Consider the following 23,525-nt stretch of genomic DNA (forward strand, 5'->3'; position numbering starts at 1 on the left):
GATGCGCTCCGGATGAATATGATGATCTCATATCAGGAACTTGTTCGCACCTTCCTTAGCTGTGCGAGTTTCACTTTTTTCAGTGCATTATCTCAACCAAAGCAAAACTTATTACCACAGCCACCAGAAAATAGATTAACTCCATAGAAAGTAAGCACAATATAATGCCCGACGCTGTATTATTCACTGTCATTTCACCGTGTTTAAGCCCTGCTTAATTAATTTCTAAAGGTATCTAATCCGTGAAAAAAAACGGATTTTGATAGTTATTTTTCTGGATAAAATTCGGATTATGCTGATAGATTAAATAGAACCCACTTTATGAAAAGGTATGGATTGCATGATGCTGCACGCTTCGTGGGACCCGATACTGGTCGGTATTTCATTTTTGGTGGCATTCATCGCATCTTTCGTTGCGCTTGATAGTGCTGCAAAAATCGCTGCTTCAAATAAGAAAGCGGCTATCTTCTGGCGCATAACCGGTGGCGCCACGCTCGGCATTGGTATCTGGTCAATGCATTTTATCGGCATGCTGGCGATGAAAATGTCGATGCCCATGAGCTATCACCTGGGGCTCACGGTTATTTCGCTGCTGGCCGCGATTATTGCATCATCGCTGGCCATTAATATTGCCGTTGCCGGTAACACGCTATCGCTTAAGCGGTTGTGTATTGCCACCGCGCTGCTGAGCAGCGGCGTCGTGACCATGCACTATGTGGGCATGGCGGCACTGATGGCTCACGATGAAATAACCTGGAGCATTCCGCTGATTATCGTCTCGGTGGTGATAGCCATTGTCGCCTCCTGCGTCGCCCTGTGGCTGGCGTTCAGCCTGCGACTGAACAGCAAAGGCGTCCTGCTGACGCGCATTGGTGCAGCGCTGGCGATGGGGATCGCGATTGCCGCCATGCACTATACCGGCATGAGCGCCGCCACCTTTACCGGGCATGGCCACATCATGGTAAGCCATACGGCGATGGTCAGCGAAGAAGGCCTGTCTATTTGGGTCTCCGTCACCACGCTGCTGCTGCTGGGGCTGATGCTGATGATTTCCATGGTCGACTCTCAGGTCCGCACCACGCGGCTTACCGAAAACCTGCAGCGTTTGAACCAGCAGCTTGAACAGCAGGCCCGCTACGATGGTCTGACTGGCCTTGCCAACCGCAGCCAGATCGATATGCGTCTGCTGGCCTGCCTGCACCAGGCTCGGCTGGCGGGTAGCACTTTTGCTCTGGTGCTGATGGATCTTGATCGTTTTAAACTGGTCAACGACGCCTGGGGGCATCACGTTGGGGATAATCTACTGGTCTCCGTTGCCAACCGTATGAGCGCCTGCCTGACGCCTAAAATGACCCTTGCCCGTATCGGCGGCGATGAATTTATTCTGCTGGCCCCCGACAGCACCGAAGCCGAGATTGCCGATATCTGTACGCGCATGGTCGAAAGCATCCGGCGGCCGTTTTATCACTCCGGGCAGATTCTGCAAATATCGCTGAGCGTCGGCATCAGCCTGTACCCGGGTCACGGCGAAACGCCGCAGGATTTGAAGCTTTCTGCCGATACGGCGATGTATCACGTGAAGCACAATGGTCGCAACGGCTGGGTGTTTTATCATGAGTCGATGCTCGACAGCACATGGCAAGGCGCGCACTTCTTGCAGGACCTGACTCAAGCGCTGGAGCGCGGTCAGTTTGAGTTGTGGTATCAGCCCAAATATCATGTCAAAGAAAAGCGCATTTACGGTTTTGAAGCGCTGCTGCGCTGGCGCCACCCGAAAAAAGGCATCCTGCTGCCGGAAGTGTTCCTCTCGACGCTGCAAAACACCGGGCTCATTGTACCGGTGGGTAACTGGATCCTGGAACAAGCCAGCGCGCAGCTGCATAAATGGAGTCTTGCCGGGCACGATGACTGGACGCTGTCGATTAACATTTCCCCGGTGCAGTTTGAGCAGCAGAACTTCTATGAACTGGTTTGCGACACGCTGGTCCGCCATCGCGTCTCGCCAACGCGCTTAACGCTCGAACTCGCCGAAACCGCAGCGCTGCACGGATTTGATCGCAGCGTTCAGATCTTTCACGATTTCTGCCGTATCGGTATCACGATCTCAATTGATAACTTCGGCGTCGGTTATTCCAACATGCTGGCGCTGCAGGACCTCCCTGCCGGAGAGCTGAAAATTGATAGAAGCTTTATGAAAGACATGCGGGAAAACAGCAAACATATCAAAATCGTCTCCACGATTATCTCGATTGCGCATTCGATGAATATGGCCGTCGTGGCGGAGGGCGTAGAAACGCAGGAACAGCAGCGCATTCTCACCGGGCTGGGCTGCGATGCGCTACAGGGCTTCTGGTTCTCCGATCCGGTCCCGGCAGAAGATATTGAAGTGATGCTCAATAATCTCCCGCTCAGCGGCGAGCTGAATGCCCCCGCCGCGCTGCGCCGCGATATCTCCTCTTCCGCCGGGAAGAAAAAGCACGCCTGAACGTCGATGGCCGGCAGGTCTGGCCATCGGTTATGAATAAAATTCATTAAGCTTATCGAATTAGACCCTCTGATAAAATAAATCCACCCGCGCTATTCTCTGCTCACACAAGACAGCCCGCAGCACCCTCGCCCGGCGGGCCGCCGTTTCACGTATTGAGGAGCTTGATATGCAACAACGCACTCTTGGCCGTTCCGGCCTCACCATTTCCGCGCTTGGCCTAGGTTGCATGGGGCTGAGCCACGGCTATGGCCCGGCAACGAACACGCATGAAGCTATCGCATTAATTCGCGCTGCCGTCGAACGCGGCGTGACGTTCTTCGATACCGCCGAAGTTTATGGCCCTTATGTCAACGAAGACGTGGTCGGTGAGGCGCTGAAACCGTTTCGTGAACGTGTGGTCATTGCCACCAAGTTCGGATTCACATTCGGCAATGATAACAAACAACAGATCTTAAACAGTCGTCCGGAGCATATCCGCCAAGCGGTAGAAGGCTCGCTGCGCCGCCTGAAAACAGAGACCATCGACCTGCTTTATCAGCATCGCGTCGATCCGAATGTGCCGATTGAAGAGGTGGCGGGCGCAGTCAAAGACCTGATTGCCGAAGGTAAGGTGAAACACTTCGGCCTGTCTGAGGCCGGTGCACAAACCATTCGCCGCGCGCATGCCGTACAGCCGGTCGCGGCGTTACAGAGCGAATACTCTATGTGGTGGCGCGAGCCTGAAGAGGAAATCATTCCGTTACTGGAAGAGCTCGGAATCGGATTTGTGCCGTTCAGCCCGCTGGGAAAAGGTTTCCTGACCGGGGCGATTAACGCCAGCACCGCTTTTGGCAGCGACGATTTTCGCAGCCAGGTGCCCCGTTTTCAGGCCGATGCGCTGGCCGCTAACGCGCAGCTGATAACCGTACTGGGCGCGCTGGCCGCCGAACGTCAGGCGACGCCCGCGCAGATTGCGCTTGCCTGGCTGCTGGCGCAAAAACCGTGGATTGTGCCGATTCCCGGCACCACAAAACGGTACAGGCTGGAGGAAAACCTCGGCGCGGTGGATATCCAACTGACCGCCGATGAACGCCAGCAAATCACCCGGGCGCTGGACGCCGTGAAGATAGTCGGTGACCGTTACCCGGCGGCGCTTCAGGCACGCGTAGGGCGATAACCACGGCAGCCCGGAGACGATACTCTCGTCATGCCGGGCTATCTCAGCGCGCCCCGCGTTCGAGGTATGCCAGAGTAAATGTCTGATAATCGCGCGCATCCACCCGCTCTTCCACACCGTGACACCGTAACCGATTGGTCGATTCACCTAGCGAATGTCGCTCATATTTCTCCACCACTGAACACTCTTCCAGCCAACGTTTGCCCAGCGACACTTCATCCTCTCGGATCCCCGGCATCAATACCAACACCACCAGCAACGCAAACGCCGCGGCAGTAGAAAGCCAGGTGGTCAATAGCACGGAAATCGGGAAATTGAATTTTGCGAAAAGATAGCTTGCCAGCAACAGCAGCAAAAAAATGGCGAGCAACACTTTGCCAAAGATCATGATATCAGATGCATAGATCATCTCAGTTTGCCCGCAGCCAGAATGGGAAAATTGCTTGAGCAAGTATAGCAGCGGCGGCGGCAAATGGAGCGCTACGCAAGCAGCTATACTCCTTGCTGGCAGCGCGGTCTGCCGCACGTCATCATCATCGTCGCATCATCTGCATGAGGGTCGATTCTATGTCTGTCTTTCAGAATAAATCCGTACTGGTTTTAGGCGGCAGCCGCGGCATCGGCGCGGCCATCGTCAGGCGCTTTGCCGCCGAGGGCGCGGCGGTCACGTTCAGCTATGCTGGCTCACGAGAAGCCGCCGAACGGCTGGCGGCAGAAACGGGCAGCACTGCCGTAGTGGCGGATAGCGCTGACCGCGATGCGGTCATCAAACTGGTAGGCGATTGCGGTCCGCTGGATATTGTGGTGATTAACGCGGGTATCATTATTTTCGGTGATGCGTTAGAGCAAGACAGCGACGCCATCGACCGCCTGTTCCGGATTAACATCCATGCGCCCTATCATGCTGCGGTGGAAGCCGCCCGCCTCATGCCCGACGGTGGGCGGATTATTGTGATTGGTTCAGTCAATGGCGACCGAATGCCCCTTCCCGGCCTGGCCGCCTATGCGGTGAGTAAATCGGCGCTACAGGGGTTGGCTCGCGGGCTGGCGCGCGATTTTGGCCCGCGCGGTATCACGGTGAACGTGGTGCAGCCGGGGCCGATTGACACCGACGCCAATCCGGAATCCGGCCCGCTAAAAGAGCTGATGCACAGCTTTATGGCGCTGAAACGCCACGGACGCCCGGAAGAAGTCGCCGGGATGGTGGCCTGGCTCGCGGGGCCTGAAGCAGCATTTGTTACCGGTGCGATGCACACCATCGACGGCGCATTCGGTGCCTGACGCTGTCCTCGCCGTCTACCGCGCGGGCTCTCGTCATATCCGTGATGCAGCGCGCGGTTTGCGGTTCGCTATCCCTTCACCGCCAGGCTATATCTTAAACATCTTGATTTCTTGAGGGTAGATTATGGTTGGCAAGAAAATTCTCATGCTGGTTGGTGATTATGCGGAAGATTATGAAACCATGGTGCCATTTCAGGCGCTGCAGATGATTGGCCATCAGGTTGATGCGGTCTGTCCGGATAAGCCGAAAGGCGATTACATTATGACGGCGATCCACGATTTTGACGGTGCCCAAACCTACAGCGAAAAGCCCGGCCACCGCTTTGTGCTGAACGCCGATTTCGCCTCGGCAAACGCGCAGGATTATGACGCCCTGCTGATCCCCGGCGGACGTGCGCCCGAGTATCTGCGCCTCAATGAGCAGGTGATTAAGCTGGTGCAAGACTTCGATGCAGCTAACAAGCCGATTGCCGCCGTGTGCCACGGCCCACAGCTGCTGGCAGCCGCTGGCGTATTAAAGGGCCGTACCTGTAGCGCCTATCCCGCCTGCGCGCCGGAAGTCAGGCTTAGCGGCGGTCAGTATGCCGACATTGGTATCGATCAGGCGCACGTGGACGGTAATCTGGTGACGGCTCCTGCCTGGCCCGCGCACCCACAGTGGCTGGCCAGGTTCGCAGAGGTGTTGCAGCGGTAAGAGAAGAAAGACCGCTGGCGCGGTTCACTGCGCCAGCGAAGAGGTTAGTGCTTGATAATATACATCGTGCGCGTATAGGCCACGTCTTCCGGATTGGTGATCGGGTATCCTTTCACCCAAGGCTTAATTAAGCGCCCGTTGGTATACTGGTAAATCGGCGCAATCGGCGCTTTTTCCGCCAGAATTTTCTCGGCCATGTTGTAATCGGCGTTACGCGCCTCGGCGCTGCTCTCCAGGCTGGCCTGGCGAATCACCTTGTCATACGCCGCATCGTTAAAGCGTGCGATATTGCCGCTGTTGGTTGAGGTGAGCAACGACAAGAAAGTCGACGGCTCGTTGTAGTCTCCAACCCACGACGCGCGGATCACATCGAAGTTGCCGGTGTTGCGGCTGTCGATATAGGTTTTCCATTCCTGATTTTGCAGCTTCACGTCGACGCCCAGATTTTTCTTCCACATCGACGCCACGGCAATGGCAATCTTCTGGTGAACTTCCTGGGTGTTATACAGCAGCGTCAGCTTCAGCGGGCGATTCGGACCGTAGCCTGCGGCCTGTAGCAGCATTTTGGCCTGCGCGTTCAGCTCGGCCTGGCTACTCTCTTCCAGCGCCGACGGTTGCGGCTTAAAGCCTGCCGTGACATCCGGAGTAAAGCGCCACGCCGGTTTTTCACCGGTTCCCAGCACTTTATCGGCGATAATGCGCCGATCGATGCTCATGCTGAGCGCCAGACGCACGCGCGCATCGGCGGTCGGCCCCTTCTGGGTGTTAAAAGCGTAGTAGTAAGTTCCCAGCTGTGGGGGCGTAAAGACCTGGCCCGGCAGCTCTTTTTTCAGCTTCTGATACAGGTTTTTCGGGAAAGATTCAGTGATATCAATATCCCCGGCCTGATAGCGTTTAGTGGCGGCTGACTCCTGGTTAATCGGCATAAAGGTGACTTTCTGGATCACCGTTTTGCCGTTATCCCAGTAATGCTTATTCGGCACCAGCTCCAGCTTTTCGTTAACCACACGATCGGCCAGCACGTAGGCGCCGTTGCCCACCAGTTTGCCCGGACGCGTCCAGTTTTTATCGCTGTCAACGGCGGCTTTATTGACCGGATAGAGCGAGAAGTTAGCGGTCAGGTTGACGAACCACGGCAGCGGTTTGTCGAGCTGCACGCGCAGCGTATGGGTATCAACCGCCGTCACGCCCAGCGTTTCAGGCTTCGCTTTACCATCGATGATGTCCTGCGCGTTCATGATCCCCGCCAGTGCGGCAAACCAGGCAAACGGCGAGGTGGTTTTCGGATCGACCAGACGCTGCCAGCTGTAAACGAAGTCCTGCGCGGTGACCGGCGTGCCGTCCGACCATTTCGCATCACTGCGCAGGGTAAAGGTCCAGGTTTTCTGATCGTTCGTTTGCCAGCGGGCAGCCACGCCAGGAATGATATTGCCGTTAGCATCCTGGTTAACCAGGCCTTCAAACAGATCGCGAATAACCTGAATTTCCGGCAGCCCGACGGCTTTTGCCGGATCTAATGAAGCGGGTTCATCTTTAATATGGCGAACCAGCTCCTGCTGCTTCGCCAGCGTCGTCCCGGCAGGCACTTCCGCCGCCACGGCGACAGTACTCAGACCCACTAACAGCGCAGCACAGCAGGTCAAGGTGAAAGGATACTTCATGACATCCCCTTAAAAGTAGATAAACCCACACAACATAATGAAAATATTATTTGTTTCACTTGCCATAATTGCAAACGCCATGTCGCAGAAAGTTGATTTACACCGTCAATTCATATGCAGGAAACTATTTGATTCACGGCGAATTTTGCACAACACTGCACAATATCCACTTTATGTATCAGGACTCACGCTATGGCTGCTACCCGCCCCCGCGCCCAGCGCGGCGCTTTCCCACCCGGGACACAACACTATGGCCGCTCGCTGCTGGGCGCGCCGCTGATCTGGTTCCCTGCGCCGCTGGCCGGGCCGCAGAGTGGCTTAATCATCGCAGGCACCCACGGGGATGAAAATTCCTCGGTGGTCACGCTCTCCTGCGCTCTGCGCACCCTGTCGCCGGATCTGCGTCGGCATCACGTGGTGCTGGCAGTCAATCCGGACGGCTGCCAGCTCGGACTGCGCGCCAACGCCAACGGCGTGGATCTGAATCGCAATTTCCCGGCGGCAAACTGGAAACAAGGGGAAACGGTATATCGCTGGAATAGCGCTGCGGAACAGCGCGACGTGGTATTGCTCACCGGCAGCCGCCCGGCCTCCGAGCCGGAAAGCCGCGCGCTATGTCAGTTGATTCACCAGATTAGCCCCGCGTGGGTGGTATCGTTCCACGACCCGCTGGCCTGCATTGAAGACACCCGCGGCAGCGAGCTGGGGCATTGGCTGGCGGACGCCTTCACTCTGCCGCTGGTCAGCAGCGTCGGCTACGAGACGCCCGGTTCATTCGGCAGCTGGTGCAACGATATCGGGCTGCACTGTATTACCGCCGAGTTCCCGCCCATCTCCTCAGACGAGGCCAGCGAGCGTTATCTGGCGGCGATGACCAGGCTGCTGCACTGGCAGCCGAAACCTCACAAATGAAGCTCACCGCAGGTAAAGCGTAGCGCCGGCTGCGCGTCGGCGGCGAGCCACGTGGGGCCGTCGAGATCGGCAAAACGTACCTGTGGAGCCAGCGGTAGCGCGGCGGCAATGGCCCTCGACGTGCAAAGCATACAGCCAAGCATCAGCGCAAAATTCTGCGCTTTTGCCTCGGCCGCCAGCGCCAGCGCTTCGGTCAACCCGCCGGTTTTATCGAGTTTGATATTCACCATCTCATAGCGCCCGTGCAGCATCGACAGGTCTTCACGGGTATGGCAGCTTTCGTCAGCGCAGATCGGCAACGGGTGAATAAACGTCTCCAGCGCGTCATCTTCACCCACCGGCAGCGGCTGCTCCAGCATGGCGACGCGCAGGTCCGCCAGCAGCTGGCAGCGTGCGGCCAGCCCCTCTCCGCGCCAGGACTCATTGGCATCGACAATCAGCGTCGCCTCCGGTACGGCTTCGCGAATCGCCACCATTCGCTCACAGATAAAATGATTGTCCAGCTTCACCTTCAGCAGCCTGGCGCCGCTGGCATACAGTGCCTTTGCGCTGGCGGCCATTTGTTCGGGCGTGCCGATCACCACCGTTTGCGCCGTCGTCACCGTGCCGGGCAGCGTGACGCCCAGTTGCTTGACGACGGAGCTACCGGCCAGTGCGCTCTCCAGATCCCACAACGCGCAGTCGACCGCATTGCGGGCGGCCCCGGCTGGCAGCAGTTGAGCAAGCTGTTCGCGGGTTATCCCACGCTCCAGCTGCTCCCCGATGGTCATAATCTGCGCCATCACCGAGGCGATGCTCTCGCCATAGCGCGGGTACGGCGTGCACTCACCGACGCCCTTTACCCCATCCTGCTCCAGTTCAACCACCACCACTTTTGCTTCGCTGCGGCTGCCGCGGGCAATCACAAAAGGCGTATGCAGCGGCCAGGCCTCTTCAAACACGCGCAGGTTTCTCATTTTGGCTCCTTTTATTCAGGCGTAAATAGGGTTTGCCGTGTTAACGTCTGTTGTCATACACTAGGGTTGACGTTAACTATATGTAAACAGGAAGATAATCATGTCGCAAACCGTACATTTCCAGGGCAATCCCGTTGCTGTTCAAGGTTCTATCCCACAGGCGGGCGATAAAGCTCAACCGTTTACGCTGGTGGCAAAAGATCTGTCCGACGTCACCCTGGGCCAGTTCGCTGGCAAACGTAAAGTTCTGAACATTTTCCCGAGCATCGATACCGGCGTATGCGCGGCATCCGTGCGTAAATTCAACCAGCTGGCTGGCGAACTGGAGAACACCGTTGTTCTGTGCGTGTCCGCTGACCTGCCGTTCGCCCAGTCTCGCTTCTGCGGCGCAGAAGGCCTGAGCAACGTCGTGACGCTGTCTACTCTGCGTGCGCCGGAATTCCTGCAGACCTACGGCGTCGGCATTGCCGATGGCGCGCTGAAAGGCCTGGCCGCTCGCGCGGTTGTCGTGATTGATGAGAACGACAACGTGGTATACAGCGAACTGGTGAACGAAATCACCAACGAGCCGGACTACGACGCTGCGCTGGCAGCGCTGAAAGCGTAATATTCTTGTCCTGACCGCACTGCGGTCAGGACAATTTCTTATCCCTCAGCCTCTTAGACTATATGATTTGCGGTACTGGAGGGGGGTTTTTGCCATATATTTTCGAAAACTGGTGATAAACCAGGCATATTCCGTAAATCCCGAGCGCTTCCCCACTTCCCTGACCGACAGGGTTGTATGCACGAGCAGTTCACAGGCATGGCGGATCCGCCTCATGATCAAATATTCCTGCAACGTACCGCCCGTTTCGCGACGAAAGCGCCTCGATGCATGCCCCTCCGAACAGCCCGATGCGGCAGCCAGCGCCTCCAGCGAGCAGTGCTCCTGAAAGTGTTCTTCAATCCAGCGAATAATACTGGCGGAAAACGCATTCTGCTCTGAATGCAGCGCATTCTCCAGTTCCTGCCCGGGCAGAAAGCTAATCAGTTGCATCAGCAACAGCGCGCTATCATTGATTGTGACCAGGCCATCATGCCCCAGACCGTCGAAGCGCTCGAGCAGCATTTCAATCATTGGCTGAATAGCAGAAACATCGAAAATACGTATTTTCTCACCGTAACTGCTCAACTGGCGCAGCAGTATCTGCAGCCGGGGAAAGTCACGAAAGAAAGGTTCCAGCAGAGTGCTATTGAAATGTAGCGTCGTACGGTGATATTGATTGTTCGCCCCTTGTTCAACATAAATTTTATGCACTCGCCCAGGCGGAAAAATAAATAGCCGCCCGGGTTTCACCGTAAACTGCTGATGTTCGGCGACGGCAATGCCAATACCCCGGGTAATAAAAAGCATTTCAGGGCATTCATGAAAATGATAATAATCAGCTGATGTATTTTTCATTCGATTGAAATAGATGGCCGTTTCATCAATTTCAAGGGTTTCCAATAGGGTGGCATCTTTTCCATAGCCGCGCGATGTCGCCATAGAACCTCAGTTCAGAGAAAGTAAATTTATCCGGGCTTACGCCTGGCCGCCCGTTCGAGACGACAATAGAATTGTCTTCGTGCTGACCAGGTTAAACCCAGAGACCCATCACATTAAATCAATCAATTAATGTTCCAGCCTCCTGCGTCCGTCAATATGATGATCTTGCTCACCCGCATGGTCATATTCAAATAGCCGCAGAAGCCCTTAAGCGAGTGATATAAAATCATCGTAATATAAAAGGAGGTGATAAATAGATTGATGACGCGTCGTGTATTTTATCGCCCCGCCAGAGGCAATTTATTCATTGTATTGTACCTGCCAGCTAACGGTGAACTCCGTTCGTTCGGCGCACGCGAGGCTGCCAACGATTTCCTGCGCCAGCGGGCCGGTCGGGCTACGTAGCGTGGTCGCCCGACGCTGGATCTGCGTATACCCTTGCAACCGGACCGGCGTGCTTTCAGCATAAACCGCCGCGATCAGCTCAATGCGCAGCGATCTACCCGGCGGACAGGTAAAGGTATCCTCGCGCGTCACGCTCCCGGGCGCGATCAGAAAGCGCGTCCTGCAACCGAATTCGGCGTCGCGCAGCGGTTCTTGCACCACCTCACCAGCTTTGGCGACCACGTCCAGCCCGTCATATTCGATAATAATTTCCCATCCCCCGGCGGTCTTTTGCTGCCGAGTACCGCGAAACCAGACCAGCGGACGCAGCACGCGGCCGCGCTCATCATAAATACCGGGCACCCATAGCGGCGCATCGCCCTGCGCCACGCCGGTAAACAGCCCTTCACTGAACGGAATAGGGAAATAAGGCGACGTACCGTGGTAGGGGCGAGCACCGTTTATCAGCGGCAGCACAAAAGCACGCTGCCCGTCATACCACTGATACAGGCCGCGAGCATAGCGCGCTTCACGAAATGCGGTGAAGGTTAGCGCAAGCTGCGCCGGACGTGGCACTGACGCCGATGCGGCAGCTCGCGCGGACCAGACCTGCTGGACGTTCAGGTGCTGCACGCAAAGGCTAATATTCTCCCCGACCAGCCGATGCTCGGCACGATAGGCGTCGGTCTGACGGCCCTTAAACCACAAATTTACGCTCTGCTCATCCGGGTCATACCAGAAGCTCAGGAAGCGTTCGCTACAGGCCAGAGAAAACGCGCCTGCCGCCGCCAGTTCCTGCGCATTCAGCAACCCAAGACGCGCACTGACCGCCAGAATCTCATTAAAGGCACTGTCGCCATAGGCACCGATCGAACGTCCCCACTGGAAACCGCTACCATTATCGGTACACATCGACAGCACCAGCGTTGCCGCCTGGCGCAGCGACGCTTGTAACCAATCGGCGACCGGCAACCCGGTTTCGAGGTGGCGCTGGCAAATTTCCGCTACCAGCAGCACGCTGTAACGATCAAAGCGGCCATGCCCACGGGTTTCGTCACAACAGCCGTTCTCCGCGTGGGCGCGGTAATGCTCAAGGAGCCGCTGTAAGATTTCCTGCGATGCCCGTTCGCTTTCCCACCCCAGCAGGAACCTGAGCCGCGCCACGCTGAACGCAACGCCGTAGAAGTTAGTGGGAAAGCACGATTTCAGCTGCCACGTCGTCTCTTCGACCATCTCCTGCCAGTCTAGCTTACCACGCAGCACCGCGAGCTGCCCGGCGGTCAATACCTGTTCCAGCACCCTTTGTTGTTGCAGCCTCAGCAGCGCCTGGAGGAAATAATATTTACCCCAGTTATCGCAAGGCGCACTCACCAGTTCAGGCCAAAGGCTTTCCCATTCCGCGCAACGCTCTGGAGACTGTTCAAGCAGCAGGCTCAACGCCAGCGCAAACTTCCCGCTAATGTAGGGATCACCCGCTAATGTTAATGTCTGAGCAAAGCTTTGTTGTTTATTCAGCGTTCGGGTTACGGTGCTATTTATTATCTGGTAAAGTCGACTGATAATTCGCGCTCTTGTCATTTTCGGCTCATGAGTGTCGGGGGTTCAAGGTTAATTGCGCTGTTTTACGATTATTGTTCAACAGCACCGCCGATAAAACCGTAAACAGCAGTGCGGTACAGCCCATTAATAAATAGGTGTCAGCAAAGCCGATTTTTTCGTATAAATAACCGCTCAACGGTGACAGCAAAACGGTGCCCACATAGTTCACGCTTTGATAGCCTAATAAATACATGGTGCCGTTAATTTTTTTATCAAAATTTATCTCGAGGTATTTAAATACCGACACCAGCAGAAAGGACATTTCAATGCCCCAGGAAAGTTTGATAATACCAATCGCTAGCGCGCTGGTGACCAGCCCGGAACCGATAAAACGTGCGGCGACGACAAAACCGGTGATCAGCATCCCCGCTTTTGGCCCCAGCCGGTTAACGATTCCCGGCGCAACCATCATGCACAGAAACTCGCAGCCAAGGCTCGCTGCGCCAAGATAGCCGTACATCTGATGTCCCGTCTCTTTACTGTCATAAAAGGTAATAAAGAAGCGAGGATACTGCTGCTCCGCGACAAACAATACCCATACCACGCCGCAAACATAAAGGACAAACGTCCAGAAATTGCGCTGGCGGAACAGGGCCGTGATGTCTTTCAGCGTCGTTTTTTCTTTGGCGATAATCCGGCTTTTCACCTCATCGCTGACCTCAATCTTCATGGTCAGAACAATGATCAGAATGACCAGCGCACCGGCAGAGCTGATGCCAAAGTTAATCATGGGGTTAATATTAAAAATGTAGCCAGTGCTGGCCGCCGAGAAAACTGAGCCAATCGCTCCCCACATGCGAATTTGCCCGAACTCAAGGTCAAACAGACGACCAAAGCGGTCAAGATATGACTCGGCCGCCGCGCAGCCCGCGTAATACCCCATACTTAAAAAGACCGCACCCGCCACGATCCCCAGATAAAGAACATTCTGTAATAGCGGTTTGTAAATATAAAAGAAGAATGGAAACACGGTAATAGAAATAAGTGATATGAAAAAAAGCAAATCCTTACGCAGCCCAAGCCGATCGATTAAAAATCCGTAAACCGGTTTAATCAATACCGCACAAAAACCGTTTACTGCGAAAACAATACCGATCGCCACGCCGTCCAGACCTATTTTTTCTGATAACCAGAAGGAATAGGTATCCAGGGTCGCTTTCCATGAAAAAAAGTACACTAATATAAATAAGCTCAACGTAATATAAATTTTACACTATGCTTTTACTGCTTCGTCGCACGTATTCATAGGCTCTCCTATTTTGGAGTGCCAACAGTATTCGGGCAACCTGTTCTAAAACGGCATTGAGATCACAAAAAAAATCATTCTGCTAAAAACGTGGAAGTAATTGTCGTCGGGGCGGGGAAAAAGTTTGGAATTATGATGCAAACTTTTCTATTTTGATATGTCCAGAATAACCCGGTGGCACGGCACCACCGGGTTATTACGCGGCAGGGATTACTCTTCGCCCTTCTTATTACTCAAGCCATATTCCCGCAATTTATTGGCAATCGCCGTATGCGATACGCCAAGACGCTTAGCCAGCTTGCGCGTACTCGGATAGCTGCGATAAAGCTGAGTCAGCACCGAGCGCTCGAAACGGCGGGTAATGTCATCCAGCGAACCTTCCATCGCCTCTTCACCGACCGCCGCGCTTGAGACATCGTGATCCGGCAGCAGCACGTCCTGCGGACGCAGTTCGTAGCCTTCCAGCTGCGTCAGCGCACGATAGACTGCATTTTTCAGCTGCCGCACGTTGCCCGGCCAGCCATAGCGGGTCAGCACCGTATTCAAATCAGCAGACAGCTTCGGCCGCGCGATCCCCTGCTCATCGGCAAAGCGCGCCACGAACAGCTCGGTCAGCGGCATGATGTCCTGCGGACGATCGCGCAGCGGCGGCAGGTTGAGCGTCAGCACGTTGAGGCGATAGTAGAGATCCTCACGGAATAATCCCTTTTGCACCAGCTCGACCAGGTTTTTCTGCGTGGCACAGATAACGCGCACGTCAACGTGCACTTCATGATCTTCACCCACCCGGCGGAAAGTGCCGTCATTGAGGAAGCGCAGCAGTTTCGTCTGCATACGCGGCGACATTTCGCCAATTTCATCCAGCAGCACCGAGCCGCCGTTAGCCTGCTCAAAGAACCCTTTTTTGCCATCGGCAGCATCGCCAAACAGCTCGCTCTCGACGGCATCTTCCGGGATAGAACCACAGTTCAGAGCTAGGTACGGCTTCGCCGCGCGCGGGCTCGCCAGATGGCAAGCGTGAGCCAGCAGATCTTTACCGGTGCCGGTTTCCCCCACAATCAGCAGCGGCGCGGTCAGCAGCGCCAGCTTACGAGCCTGATCGACCACCTGCCGCATACGCGGGCTGACGGCGACAATCTGGCTGAACGCGCTAACATCCTGCGTGGTCATGGTTTGCAGCTGACGGCCCATACGCAATGTCGAGCGCAGCATGACGACTGCCCCCGCCAGGATTCGGCTATCGCCCTCGCCGTTGATGTAGACCGGCGTGGCTTCCAGCAGGAAGTTTTGCCCGTGGATCACCACATGCTCAGCATGTGATTCCACCGCATCGCTCTCCAGCCAGCGCTGGAAGTTGAAGCCGCTAATCAGCTGCGCCACGTTGTGGTTACGCATGCGATCCTGGCTCATGCCAAACAGCTGGCAGCTCGCCGGGTTGGCACGTTCAATTTTGCTACGCGTATCCAGCGACAGCACCGGTTCCGGCATGGCTTCCAGCAGCGCGCTCAGCGCCAGGTGTTCGCGCTCGGAGGGCATCCACGGTACGGTACGTACGTCAGTGACGCCGGCGATACGGCGGATTTCCGCCATCAGGCTGCTGAAGCTGGAGAAATCCAGCTCCGCGAAATTAAGGTAGATTCGGCCAACAGGGTCGATATCGATACCGCGCAGATCAATACCGCGCAGGACCAATAAATCGAGCAGTTCACGAGTCAGACCAAGGCGGTCTTCACAAAAGACTTCAAGACGCATGGGAGTGTTCACCCTTAAGAGCCAAAGACGTATGAATAATAAGACAGTTATCGGTCGGCGGGAAGATGACTGTCAACAATTATTGACAGTATGGCGGAAAAATGGCCTTTGTGCCGTAAAGTTATACGATCAATCGGACAAAATCACTAAACCGCACCCGCGCCCTCTCCCTTTTAAGGGTGAGGGCGCGGACTGCGTCGGGCATTGAGGGGTTACCCCATACGGTGTTCGCCGCGCGTTAACGCTTCGCGATCGAAAAAGCGCTGAATGACGCCGCCGGCCATAAACGCCGCGCGATCCGACATATGCGCAATCACGTCCGCATCGTGGCTGACTAACAGATAGGTCATGCCGTGCGCCTGTTTGAGACGGTTAAGCAAATTAAGGATCTCCGCCTGCACCGACATATCCAGCGCCGATGTGGGTTCATCCAGCAGCAGGATTTTTGGACGCAACAACAGCGCGCGGGCAATGGCAACGCGCTGACGCTGGCCGCCGGAGAGCTGATGCGGATAGCGCCGCGCGGCATCGGCGGGCAGGCCCACCTGCTCCAGCGCGGTGCGCACGCGCATGTCGACCTCCGTCTCGCCGTGAATGCGCAGCGGTTCGCCCAGCGTGCGCCACAGCGTATGATTCGGGTGCAGCGAGGCGTAAGGGTCCTGGAATACCATCTGCACATTGCGCCGCAGATCGCCGTGAAAGCGCGCCCCCGCGCCAATCTGGCGGCCGAACAGCGCCACCTTCCCGCGCCATTCCCGCTGAAGCCCGGCAATCACCCGCAGAATGGTCGACTTCCCGCAGCCGGACTCGCCGATCAGGCTGAACGTTTCGCCCTCCTCGACCTGAAAACTGGCAGCAGAGACTGCCGTTTTGTCACCAAAGGTCACCTGAAGCGACTCAAGATTAACGATCGCCATGCGCCGCCTCCTCAAAATTCTGCGTACGGTCCAGCGTCGGCAGCATCTGTCCATAGGTTTGCGCATTCGGGCGACAGGTCCACAGGGTGCGCGTATAGGGATGCGTAGCCTGCGGCAGGTCTGCAGCCGCCATCTCATCAACGCCGTTGCCCTGGTACATCACCAGCACGCGGTGGCAGTGCTGCGCCACCAGCGGCAGGTCGTGGCTGATCAGTAGCATGGCCATATGGCGTTGCTCGCACTGGGCGACCAATAGCTCAAGGATCTGGTTGCGCAGCCGGGCATCCAGCGCCGAGGTCGGTTCATCGGCGATCAGCACCTGCGGGTCGTTAATCAGCGCGATGGCGATCATCACCCGTTGCCCCATTCCACCGGACAGTTCGCCGGGATAGCGATCCAGCACGCGCACGTCCAGCCCCATGGCCAGCACGGCGGATTCTATTTTTTCCTGCCGCTCGCGTCGCCCCAGACGCTGATGCAGGGTCAGCGCTTCTTCCAGCTGTGCCCGTATGGTTTTCACCGGGTTCAGCGCATAGCGCGGGTCCTGTAATACCATGGCGATATCGTTACCGCGCAGCTCACGCCAGCCACGCGCGTTGAGCGTCAGCACATCGCGGCCTAGCACGCTCAGTCGTTCGGCGCTGACGATACCGGGCTTACGCACCAGCCCCATCAACGCCCGTGCGGTCATCGACTTACCGGAGCCCGATTCGCCCACCAGCGCCAGGCGTTCATTACCCAGGGTAAAATTCATATTATTGACCACCCGGGCAGCGGGATAGTCAATATTCAGCCCCTGTACGCAGAGACGTTGTTCAGTCATGTTGCGGCTCCAGTACGTCACGTAAACCATCGCCTAGCAGGTTAAATGCCAGGCTGGCCAGCAGAATGGCCGCGCCCGGCGCGGCGGCAATCCACCACTGGTCAAAGATAACCTGCATACCATCGGCAATCATCGCCCCCCACTCCGCCATCGGCGGGCGAGCGCCCAGCCCGAGGAAACCGAGTCCCGCTGCCGCAAGAATAATGCCCGCCAGATCCAATGCCAGACGCACAATGGCGGACGGTAGGCACAGCGGCAGAATGTGGCCCACCAGCAGCCGTAGACCACGAATGCCCATCATTTCGGCGGCGGCCAGATAGTCGCTGTGGCGCAGACGCTGAATCTCGCTGCGCGCCTGGCGCGCATAGGCAGGCCAGGTGGTTAAGGCCAGCGCCAGCGCACCGTTCACGAGGCCAGGGCCGAGCATCGCGACAAATGCGAAGGCCAGAATCAGCCTCGGCATCGACATCACGACATCGGTAAAGCGCATCAGAACGCGTTCCAGCCAGCCGCCGTAATAACCGGAGAGGATGCCAATCAGCAGCCCGACCGGCAGGGTAATCACCGTCACCAGCGCGACCAGCCCCAGCGCAGGCCGGGTACCGTAGATCAGCCGGGAAAGCAGATCGCGCCCGTAGCTGTCGGTCCCCAGCCAGTGCTGCGCGCTGGGCATTTGCAGACGCGCGGCGGCATCCTGCCAGTTCGGGTCCTGCGGCGCGAGCCACGGCGCAAACAGCGCCGTCAGGACCAGTAAAGCAATAACCGTCAGCCCACAGCACGTCGCAGGTGAACGCAGCAGACGACGTAAAAATAGCGAAGTGGGCATTAGCGAACCCTCGGATCGGTTAGCCGCACCAGCACGTCGGTGAGGTTATTTATCAGGACAAAACACACGCCAATCAGCAGCGTTCCGCCCATAATCGCCGACGTATCACCGGCAAACAGTGCCGTCGTCAGGTAACGCCCGATGCCCGGCCAGGAAAAAACCGTTTCGGTCAGCACCGCGCCTTCCAGCATGGCGGTATAGGCCAGCGCAATCACCGTCAGCAGCGTGCCGCGAATATTCGGCAGCACGTGGCGCAGCAGAATGCTCATTTCTCCGGCCCCTTTGGCGCGCGCCAGCAGGATGTATTCTTTATTCATTTCGCTCAGACAGGCCGAACGCGTGAGACGCGTAATGCTGGCCATCGAATAGTAGGCCAACAGCAGCACCGGCAGCACCAGGTGGCTGAAAGCGTTGCGGAAAGCCTCTTTATCGCCGGAAAGCCAGGTATCGATCAGCGCAAAGCCGGTTTTTGGCTCAATGGTGAACTGATAAATATCGTCAAGGCGACCGGGGCCGGGGCTCCACTGTAGCTTTGCGTAAAACAGCGCCAGCATCAGCAACCCGAGCCAGAAAATCGGCACCGAGTTACCCAGCAGCGTCAACGTGCGCACGGCAAAATCCCACGGCGAGCCGTCATAGCGGGCGCACAAGACCCCGGCGATAACGCCGAAAATCGCACCGATAATCAGCGCCAGCGTCGCCAGTTCCAGCGTGGCCGGAAATGCCGCCAGCAGATCGTGCAGTACCGGCTGTCCGGTGGCGCTCGCGGTACCCAGATCGCCGTGGGCCAGATTCACCAGATAGTGCCAGAACTGTACCGGCAGCGATCGATCCAGCCCCAGCTGGTGGCGCACCTGGTCATAGGTAGATTGGCTGGCATGGTCGCCAACAATTTGCAGCACCCGATCGACGGGCGAAAGCGCAGAAAGCGCAAAGGTCACCAGCAGCAGCCCCAGAAGCGTCAGCGCCAGCGTCAGTAGCCCCTGAAGCAGCGCCGACAGCAGACGCCGGGTTCGCAGAGCGGTTAGATTCGGTAAAACGGCGGGCATGGGAATTCCGTATTTCTATCAACGACAAAACAAACGGCCGCGGCCCGTAGGCGGATACCTGCGGGCCGCGGCGGCGATAGCGGTTACTTGGTCACGCGATCGTACCAGACCATATCGGCGTTAAGCCCCTGCTGGTAGCCTTTCACATTATCGCGGATAACAATCTGCGTTTTCCCCTGATCGATAAAGATATACGGCGAGCTGCGCTGTAGCTCTTCCTGCATTTTCTTATACAGGTCAAGACGTTTAGCCGCATCCGGCTCAGCCACTGCCGCCAGCGTCGCTTTGTTCAGCTCAGGAATTTTCCAGCCGTTTAGCCCGGCGACGGTGCTTGATTTACCGTCATTAAAGGCAAAAGCGCTGGCGTTAGAGTGCGCATCGAAGTAGTCCGGGATCCATAGACGGATGGCCGCCTGGTGCTGCTTCGCACGCACGCGAGCGTACACCTGGCTGCCCGCGGCCGGCAGCAGTTCAACCTTCACGCCACCCTGGGCAAAGCTGGCCTGCATCGATTGCGCGATGGTGATAAACGGCGGCTTGTTTTCCACATCGAGGGTAAAGTGCGCATCTTTAATGCCCGCTTTCGCCAGAATCGCTTTCGCTTTTTCAGGGTCAAATTTAAACGGCGTGTTGTCCAGCGCGCCCGGGAAGCCGACCGGCAGGAAGCTCTGATGCACAAAATACTGCCCTTTCAGCAGATCTTTGGTAATCCCGTTATAGTCGACCAGCCAGCGCGCGGCCTCCCAGAACGCCGGGTTAGCCAGCAGCGGGTTGGCGGTATTGGCAGTGTTGAAGGCAACGTAGTTTTGCTCCGCAGAAGGAATGCTCAGCACCTGTAGGCCTGGCTTGCCCTGCAAGGCATCAATTTGGTCGGCGCCGAGATCGCGCGCCACGTCAGCGTCACCCTGCTGAATCAGCAGGCGGCGCGAGGCCGGATCGGGCACGTTTTTAATGATCACGCTTTTCAGCTTCGGCGCACCGGTTGGCGAGGTAGCGTTTGCTTCCAGTACGATGGCCTGGTGCGGCTGGTAAACGCGCATTTTAAACGCACCGCTGCCGGCCGAGTGCATTTTTAGCCACTCGTTGCCAAAGTCATTCCCCTTCACGTTGGCCGCGACCAATTTTTCATCCACGATAGAGGCAATTGGCGTCGACAGAATATTCAGCGCCACCGCCGGGCTGACGTCAGCGGTCCAGTGAATTTGCAGCGTGTGATCGTCAACTTTCTTCAGTTGGCTAGCAATGTTATCCGGCTGCCAGCCTAAAACGTTGAGGATGAATGCCGGCGACTTGTTGAGCGTCACGGCGCGGGTGTAAGAGAAAATCACGTCTTCTGGACGAAGGGCGTTGCCGGAGGCAAATTTGGCGTCACTCTTAAGCTTGACGGTCAGCGTTTTCGCCGCCGCATCGGCCTGCCAGCTTTCGGCGAGAATCGGCGTGATTTTTGCCGGATCGTTGCGGTCCGGCTGGACCAGCCGCTGGTACAGGCTCGGCACCGTCTGGATGCTGGAAAGCTCGTTCGCTTCCGCCGGGTCAAGGCTGACGATATCATCCAGGCCCTGTGCGACCACCAGCGTCGTGGGCGGCGTAGCGGCATAGGCAGAAGCTGACAGCGCGGTCAGCACCAAAAACGGCAGCAGTTTTCTTGTCATCGGGACTTCCTGATAATGATCATGCGGTTGGCGATACCCGCTAAGGTAGCGCCGCTTGTCACTTTCAGTAAAGATAAGTATAGATATACCTTATGCTATTTTCGCATAAGGTTATTTTATCTCGTTCAATCGTCCCGCGACGGCGCGCTTTTGCCCTTCTGTACCGTCGCCTTCAACTGCCCGACCAGCTCGCGGCGGAAATCCCCCAGACGCGGTTTGTCGTTGTCGATCCACGGCAGCGGGCGGCACAGTTCCATGGCTTTAATGCCCAGTCGTGCCGTGAGCAGCCCGGCACCAATACCCTGCGCTGCGCGAGTCGAAAGACGCGCGGCCAGATCCTGCGACATCCAGTCCATGCCGATTTCACGCACCAGCTCGCTGGCGCCGGCAAAAGCGATATTGATCAGCACCAGTCGGAACAGGCGCAAACGGCTGTAGTAACCGAGCTCAATGCCGTACAGGTTAGCAATACGGTTAATCAGCCGCAGGTTACGCCAGGCGATAAACCCCATGTCCACCAGCGCCAGCGGACTGACGGCGATCATCAAGGTCGATTCTGCCGCTGAGCGGCTGATTTCGCGCCGCGCCTGCGCATCGAGCACCGGCTGCACCAGGTGTGCATACAGGCTCACCACTTCACGGTCGCTTTGGGTCTCGTGTATTGCGGCATACCAGCGCTGTAGCGCCGGATGAGATTGATCCAGCCCAGCCTGACGCGCCAGGCTCTCACAGAAGGCACGCGCTTTGCCGACGCTGTGGCTGTGCATCAGCGTGCGGGCCTCATCACGCTCCTGCGCGCGCTGGCGTAAACGCCACAGCCTGCGCCACTCGGTCGCGACCGAGCCCACGCCCGCGCCAACGATCAGCGCGCCCGCAACGCAGCCGCCCAGCGCGGCCCAGTCCTGGGTTTGCCAGGCATTCACCGTCCACTGCACACCCTGCGCAACCACGCTGGCGCCAAACAGCGTAAGCCCGGCGGTGACCATTTTACGCCACAGACTGCGTTTCGGGCGCAGCGCCGCTTCCACGGTAGCTTCGGCCTGTCCTTCCTGCTCGCCGATGTCATCCAGCGCCACGGGGGCGAATTTTTCCGCCGCTTCACCGTCAAACGCCTGCGCGCCTTTAAACTGTTCCGCCTTCGCTTCGTCAAGCGGCCCGTCAAAATCGATTCGCGGTTTAAAAGAATCGGTCATCGCAGCTTATCTCCAATCAAAAACTCCAGCGCCGCATCCAGGCGGATGTGCGGTAGCGGCTGGTCAACGTCCATCGTTAGCGGGCGAAAAGCCTCGAACTGGAAGCCCTGTTTGTCCCAGAAAGCCTGGCCCGGCAGCCGTGCCGGAACTTCGCCAGGATAAACCGTCAGCGGCTGGCCGTCGCTCAAACGATGGCCGCGCAGCGCGGGGATCTTCTCGCCGTTGACCTCAATCAACCCGCTTTGCGTCGCCTGCACCGAAGCCAGCCCCAGGCAGTCCATGGTGATACCTTCAAAGGCGGCATTCTGCCAGGCATCCTGAATCAGCTGTTGTAGCAGCGACACCATATTGCCGTGCTGATCGACGGTCACGTGATCCGCCTTGGTAGCGGCAAACAGCAGCTTATCAATCACCGGCGAAAACAGGCGGCGGAACAGCGTGCGCTGACCATAGTGGAAGCTGTGCATCAACTGAGTCAGGGCCAGACGCATATCGTTAAACGCCTGCGGCCCGCTGTTGAGCGGCTGTAAACAGTCAACCAGCACAATCTGGCGGTCGAAACGCAGGAAATGCTCTTTGTAGAACCCTTTCACCACTTTTTCGCAGTAATAATGGAAGCGTTCGCGCAGCATCCCCGCATTGCTGTGTTTGTCCGCCTGCGCCAGTTTTGCCTCACCCGCACCGTCGACGTCAGGCCACGGGAAGAACTGTAATGCCGGGGCGCCCGCCATATCACCGGGCAGCACAAAGCGCCCTGGCTGAATAAAGTGCAGCCCTTCCTGCTTACAGCGGTGCAGATAGTCGGTCCAGGCCTGGGCGATTTCCGCCAGACGGTTTTCATCGGCGGGAGCCAGCGGATCCAGCCCGGCGCACAGCTGGCGCCATTTTGCCGACCACTCGCCGCGCTGGCCGTTCAGCAGACCGGTCATCTGTCGCGACCAGGTCAGGTAGTCCTGATTCAGCATCGGCAGATCGAGCAGCCATTCGCCGGGATAGTCGACAATCTCCAGATACAGCGTGGAGGTCTCTTTGAAATGACGCAGCAGCGAATCGTTGGATTTGTAGCGTAGCGCAAGGCGAATTTCACTCACTCCGCGAGTGGGCGTCGGCCACGCCGGCGGCTGGCCGTAGAGCTGCGCCAGCCCTTCGTCATAGGTAAAGCGTGGAATGCCAAGATCGCGCTGGGGAATGCGCTTCACGCCCAGCAGGCGCTCCTCACGCACCGCGCTCAGCAGCGGCAGCCGCGCGCCGGTATGCACGTTCAGCAGTTGATTCACCAGGCCGGTGATAAATGCGGTCTTGCCGCTCCGGCTCAGGCCGGTAACGGCAAGACGAAGATGCCGGTCAACGCCACGGTTGACCAGCGCATTGAATTCATTTTTGAGTCGCTTCATTGCTTATCAGACAC

20 protein-coding genes are annotated in these 23,525 nt (G+C 57.1%); 6 read left to right on the top strand and 14 right to left on the bottom strand.

The features are described from left to right. The first annotated feature begins 340 nt into the window (after nt 1-340). On the top strand, nt 341-2,485 hold the full coding sequence (locus tag V6942_RS00005; protein ID WP_182965509.1) for a putative bifunctional diguanylate cyclase/phosphodiesterase: 2,145 nt from the start codon (nt 341-343) through the stop codon (nt 2,483-2,485). A gap of 169 nt (nt 2,486-2,654) precedes the next feature. Then, complete coding sequence (locus V6942_RS00010) at nt 2,655-3,644, top strand: aldo/keto reductase (RefSeq protein ID WP_106928943.1); 990 nt, start codon at nt 2,655-2,657, stop codon at nt 3,642-3,644. Between the two features lie 43 nt (nt 3,645-3,687). On the opposite strand, the gene V6942_RS00015 is transcribed toward V6942_RS00010, so the two are convergent. Further along, nucleotides 3,688-4,053: a hypothetical protein gene (locus V6942_RS00015; RefSeq protein WP_182965511.1), complete on the bottom strand. Its 366-nt coding sequence runs from the start codon at nt 4,051-4,053 to the stop codon at nt 3,688-3,690. Between the two features lie 158 nt (nt 4,054-4,211). Here V6942_RS00015 and bdcA point away from each other — a divergent pair, with 158 nt between their 5' ends. Then, complete coding sequence (gene bdcA, locus V6942_RS00020; RefSeq protein WP_106928947.1) at nt 4,212-4,925, top strand: SDR family oxidoreductase; 714 nt, start codon at nt 4,212-4,214, stop codon at nt 4,923-4,925. Nucleotides 4,926-5,049: 124 nt separating this feature from the next. Further along, nucleotides 5,050-5,619 (top strand): DJ-1/PfpI family protein, encoded by a 570-nt coding sequence (locus tag V6942_RS00025; RefSeq protein ID WP_106928949.1) that lies wholly within the window; start codon nt 5,050-5,052, stop codon nt 5,617-5,619. Nucleotides 5,620-5,663: 44 nt separating this feature from the next. Here V6942_RS00025 and V6942_RS00030 read toward each other — a convergent pair whose 3' ends face one another. After that, on the bottom strand, nt 5,664-7,280 hold the full coding sequence (locus V6942_RS00030) for a peptide ABC transporter substrate-binding protein (protein ID WP_106928951.1): 1,617 nt from the start codon (nt 7,278-7,280) through the stop codon (nt 5,664-5,666). Between the two features lie 192 nt (nt 7,281-7,472). On the opposite strand from V6942_RS00030, the gene mpaA reads away from it, so the two are divergent. Next, nucleotides 7,473-8,192, top strand: coding sequence for a murein tripeptide amidase MpaA (gene mpaA / locus V6942_RS00035; RefSeq protein WP_106928953.1), 720 nt, complete (start codon nt 7,473-7,475; stop codon nt 8,190-8,192). On the opposite strand, the gene ycjG is transcribed toward mpaA, so the two are convergent. Further along, entirely contained in the window at nt 8,183-9,148 is a 966-nt protein-coding gene (gene ycjG / locus V6942_RS00040; protein WP_333500672.1) for an L-Ala-D/L-Glu epimerase, read from the bottom strand. The genes mpaA and ycjG overlap by 10 nt on opposite strands. Before the next feature lie 100 nt (nt 9,149-9,248). On the opposite strand from ycjG, the gene tpx reads away from it, so the two are divergent. Further along, nucleotides 9,249-9,755, top strand: a complete 507-nt coding sequence (gene tpx / locus V6942_RS00045; protein ID WP_106928957.1) for a thiol peroxidase — start codon at nt 9,249-9,251, stop codon at nt 9,753-9,755. A 45-nt stretch (nt 9,756-9,800) separates the two neighbouring features. Here the strand turns inward: tpx and V6942_RS00050 are convergent, their stop codons facing one another. From V6942_RS00050 to V6942_RS00100, 11 genes are all read right to left on the bottom strand, one after another. Next, nucleotides 9,801-10,676, bottom strand: coding sequence for an AraC family transcriptional regulator (locus V6942_RS00050; RefSeq protein ID WP_106928959.1), 876 nt, complete (start codon nt 10,674-10,676; stop codon nt 9,801-9,803). Between the two features lie 300 nt (nt 10,677-10,976). Beyond that, nucleotides 10,977-12,638 (bottom strand): hypothetical protein, encoded by a 1,662-nt coding sequence (locus V6942_RS00055; protein WP_333500673.1) that lies wholly within the window; start codon nt 12,636-12,638, stop codon nt 10,977-10,979. A 7-nt stretch (nt 12,639-12,645) separates the two neighbouring features. Then, nucleotides 12,646-13,854: an oligosaccharide MFS transporter gene (locus tag V6942_RS00060; RefSeq protein WP_333500674.1), complete on the bottom strand. Its 1,209-nt coding sequence runs from the start codon at nt 13,852-13,854 to the stop codon at nt 12,646-12,648. A 261-nt stretch (nt 13,855-14,115) separates the two neighbouring features. Continuing rightward, nucleotides 14,116-15,657: a transcriptional regulator TyrR gene (gene tyrR / locus V6942_RS00065; RefSeq protein ID WP_106928965.1), complete on the bottom strand. Its 1,542-nt coding sequence runs from the start codon at nt 15,655-15,657 to the stop codon at nt 14,116-14,118. 212 nt (nt 15,658-15,869) lie between these two features. After that, nucleotides 15,870-16,574 carry an ABC transporter ATP-binding protein gene (locus tag V6942_RS00070; protein ID WP_106928967.1) on the bottom strand — a complete coding sequence of 235 codons (705 nt, stop codon included), beginning with the start codon at nt 16,572-16,574 and terminating at the stop codon, nt 15,870-15,872. After that, nucleotides 16,561-17,397: an ABC transporter ATP-binding protein gene (locus V6942_RS00075; protein ID WP_182929027.1), complete on the bottom strand. Its 837-nt coding sequence runs from the start codon at nt 17,395-17,397 to the stop codon at nt 16,561-16,563. The genes V6942_RS00070 and V6942_RS00075 overlap by 14 nt, the downstream gene beginning before the upstream one ends. Next, nucleotides 17,390-18,223: an ABC transporter permease gene (locus V6942_RS00080; protein ID WP_333500675.1), complete on the bottom strand. Its 834-nt coding sequence runs from the start codon at nt 18,221-18,223 to the stop codon at nt 17,390-17,392. Before V6942_RS00080 ends, V6942_RS00075 begins: the two co-directional genes overlap by 8 nt. After that, entirely contained in the window at nt 18,223-19,272 is a 1,050-nt protein-coding gene (locus V6942_RS00085) for an ABC transporter permease (RefSeq protein WP_333500676.1), read from the bottom strand. Before V6942_RS00085 ends, V6942_RS00080 begins: the two co-directional genes overlap by 1 nt. 83 nt (nt 19,273-19,355) lie before the next feature. Further along, the gene (locus V6942_RS00090) at nt 19,356-20,924 is read right to left on the bottom strand and encodes an ABC transporter substrate-binding protein (protein ID WP_106928974.1); all 1,569 of its coding nucleotides are present in this window, start codon (nt 20,922-20,924) and stop codon (nt 19,356-19,358) included. 125 nt (nt 20,925-21,049) lie between these two features. After that, nucleotides 21,050-22,117 (bottom strand): YcjF family protein, encoded by a 1,068-nt coding sequence (locus V6942_RS00095; protein ID WP_106928976.1) that lies wholly within the window; start codon nt 22,115-22,117, stop codon nt 21,050-21,052. Next, complete coding sequence (locus tag V6942_RS00100) at nt 22,114-23,511, bottom strand: YcjX family protein (RefSeq protein WP_106928979.1); 1,398 nt, start codon at nt 23,509-23,511, stop codon at nt 22,114-22,116. The genes V6942_RS00095 and V6942_RS00100 overlap by 4 nt, the downstream gene beginning before the upstream one ends. Nucleotides 23,512-23,525 lie beyond the last annotated feature (14 nt).

The sequence above is a fragment of the Kluyvera genomosp. 2 genome, assembly GCF_036759865.1.
Classification (GTDB): Bacteria; Pseudomonadota; Gammaproteobacteria; order Enterobacterales; family Enterobacteriaceae; genus Kluyvera; species Kluyvera ascorbata_B.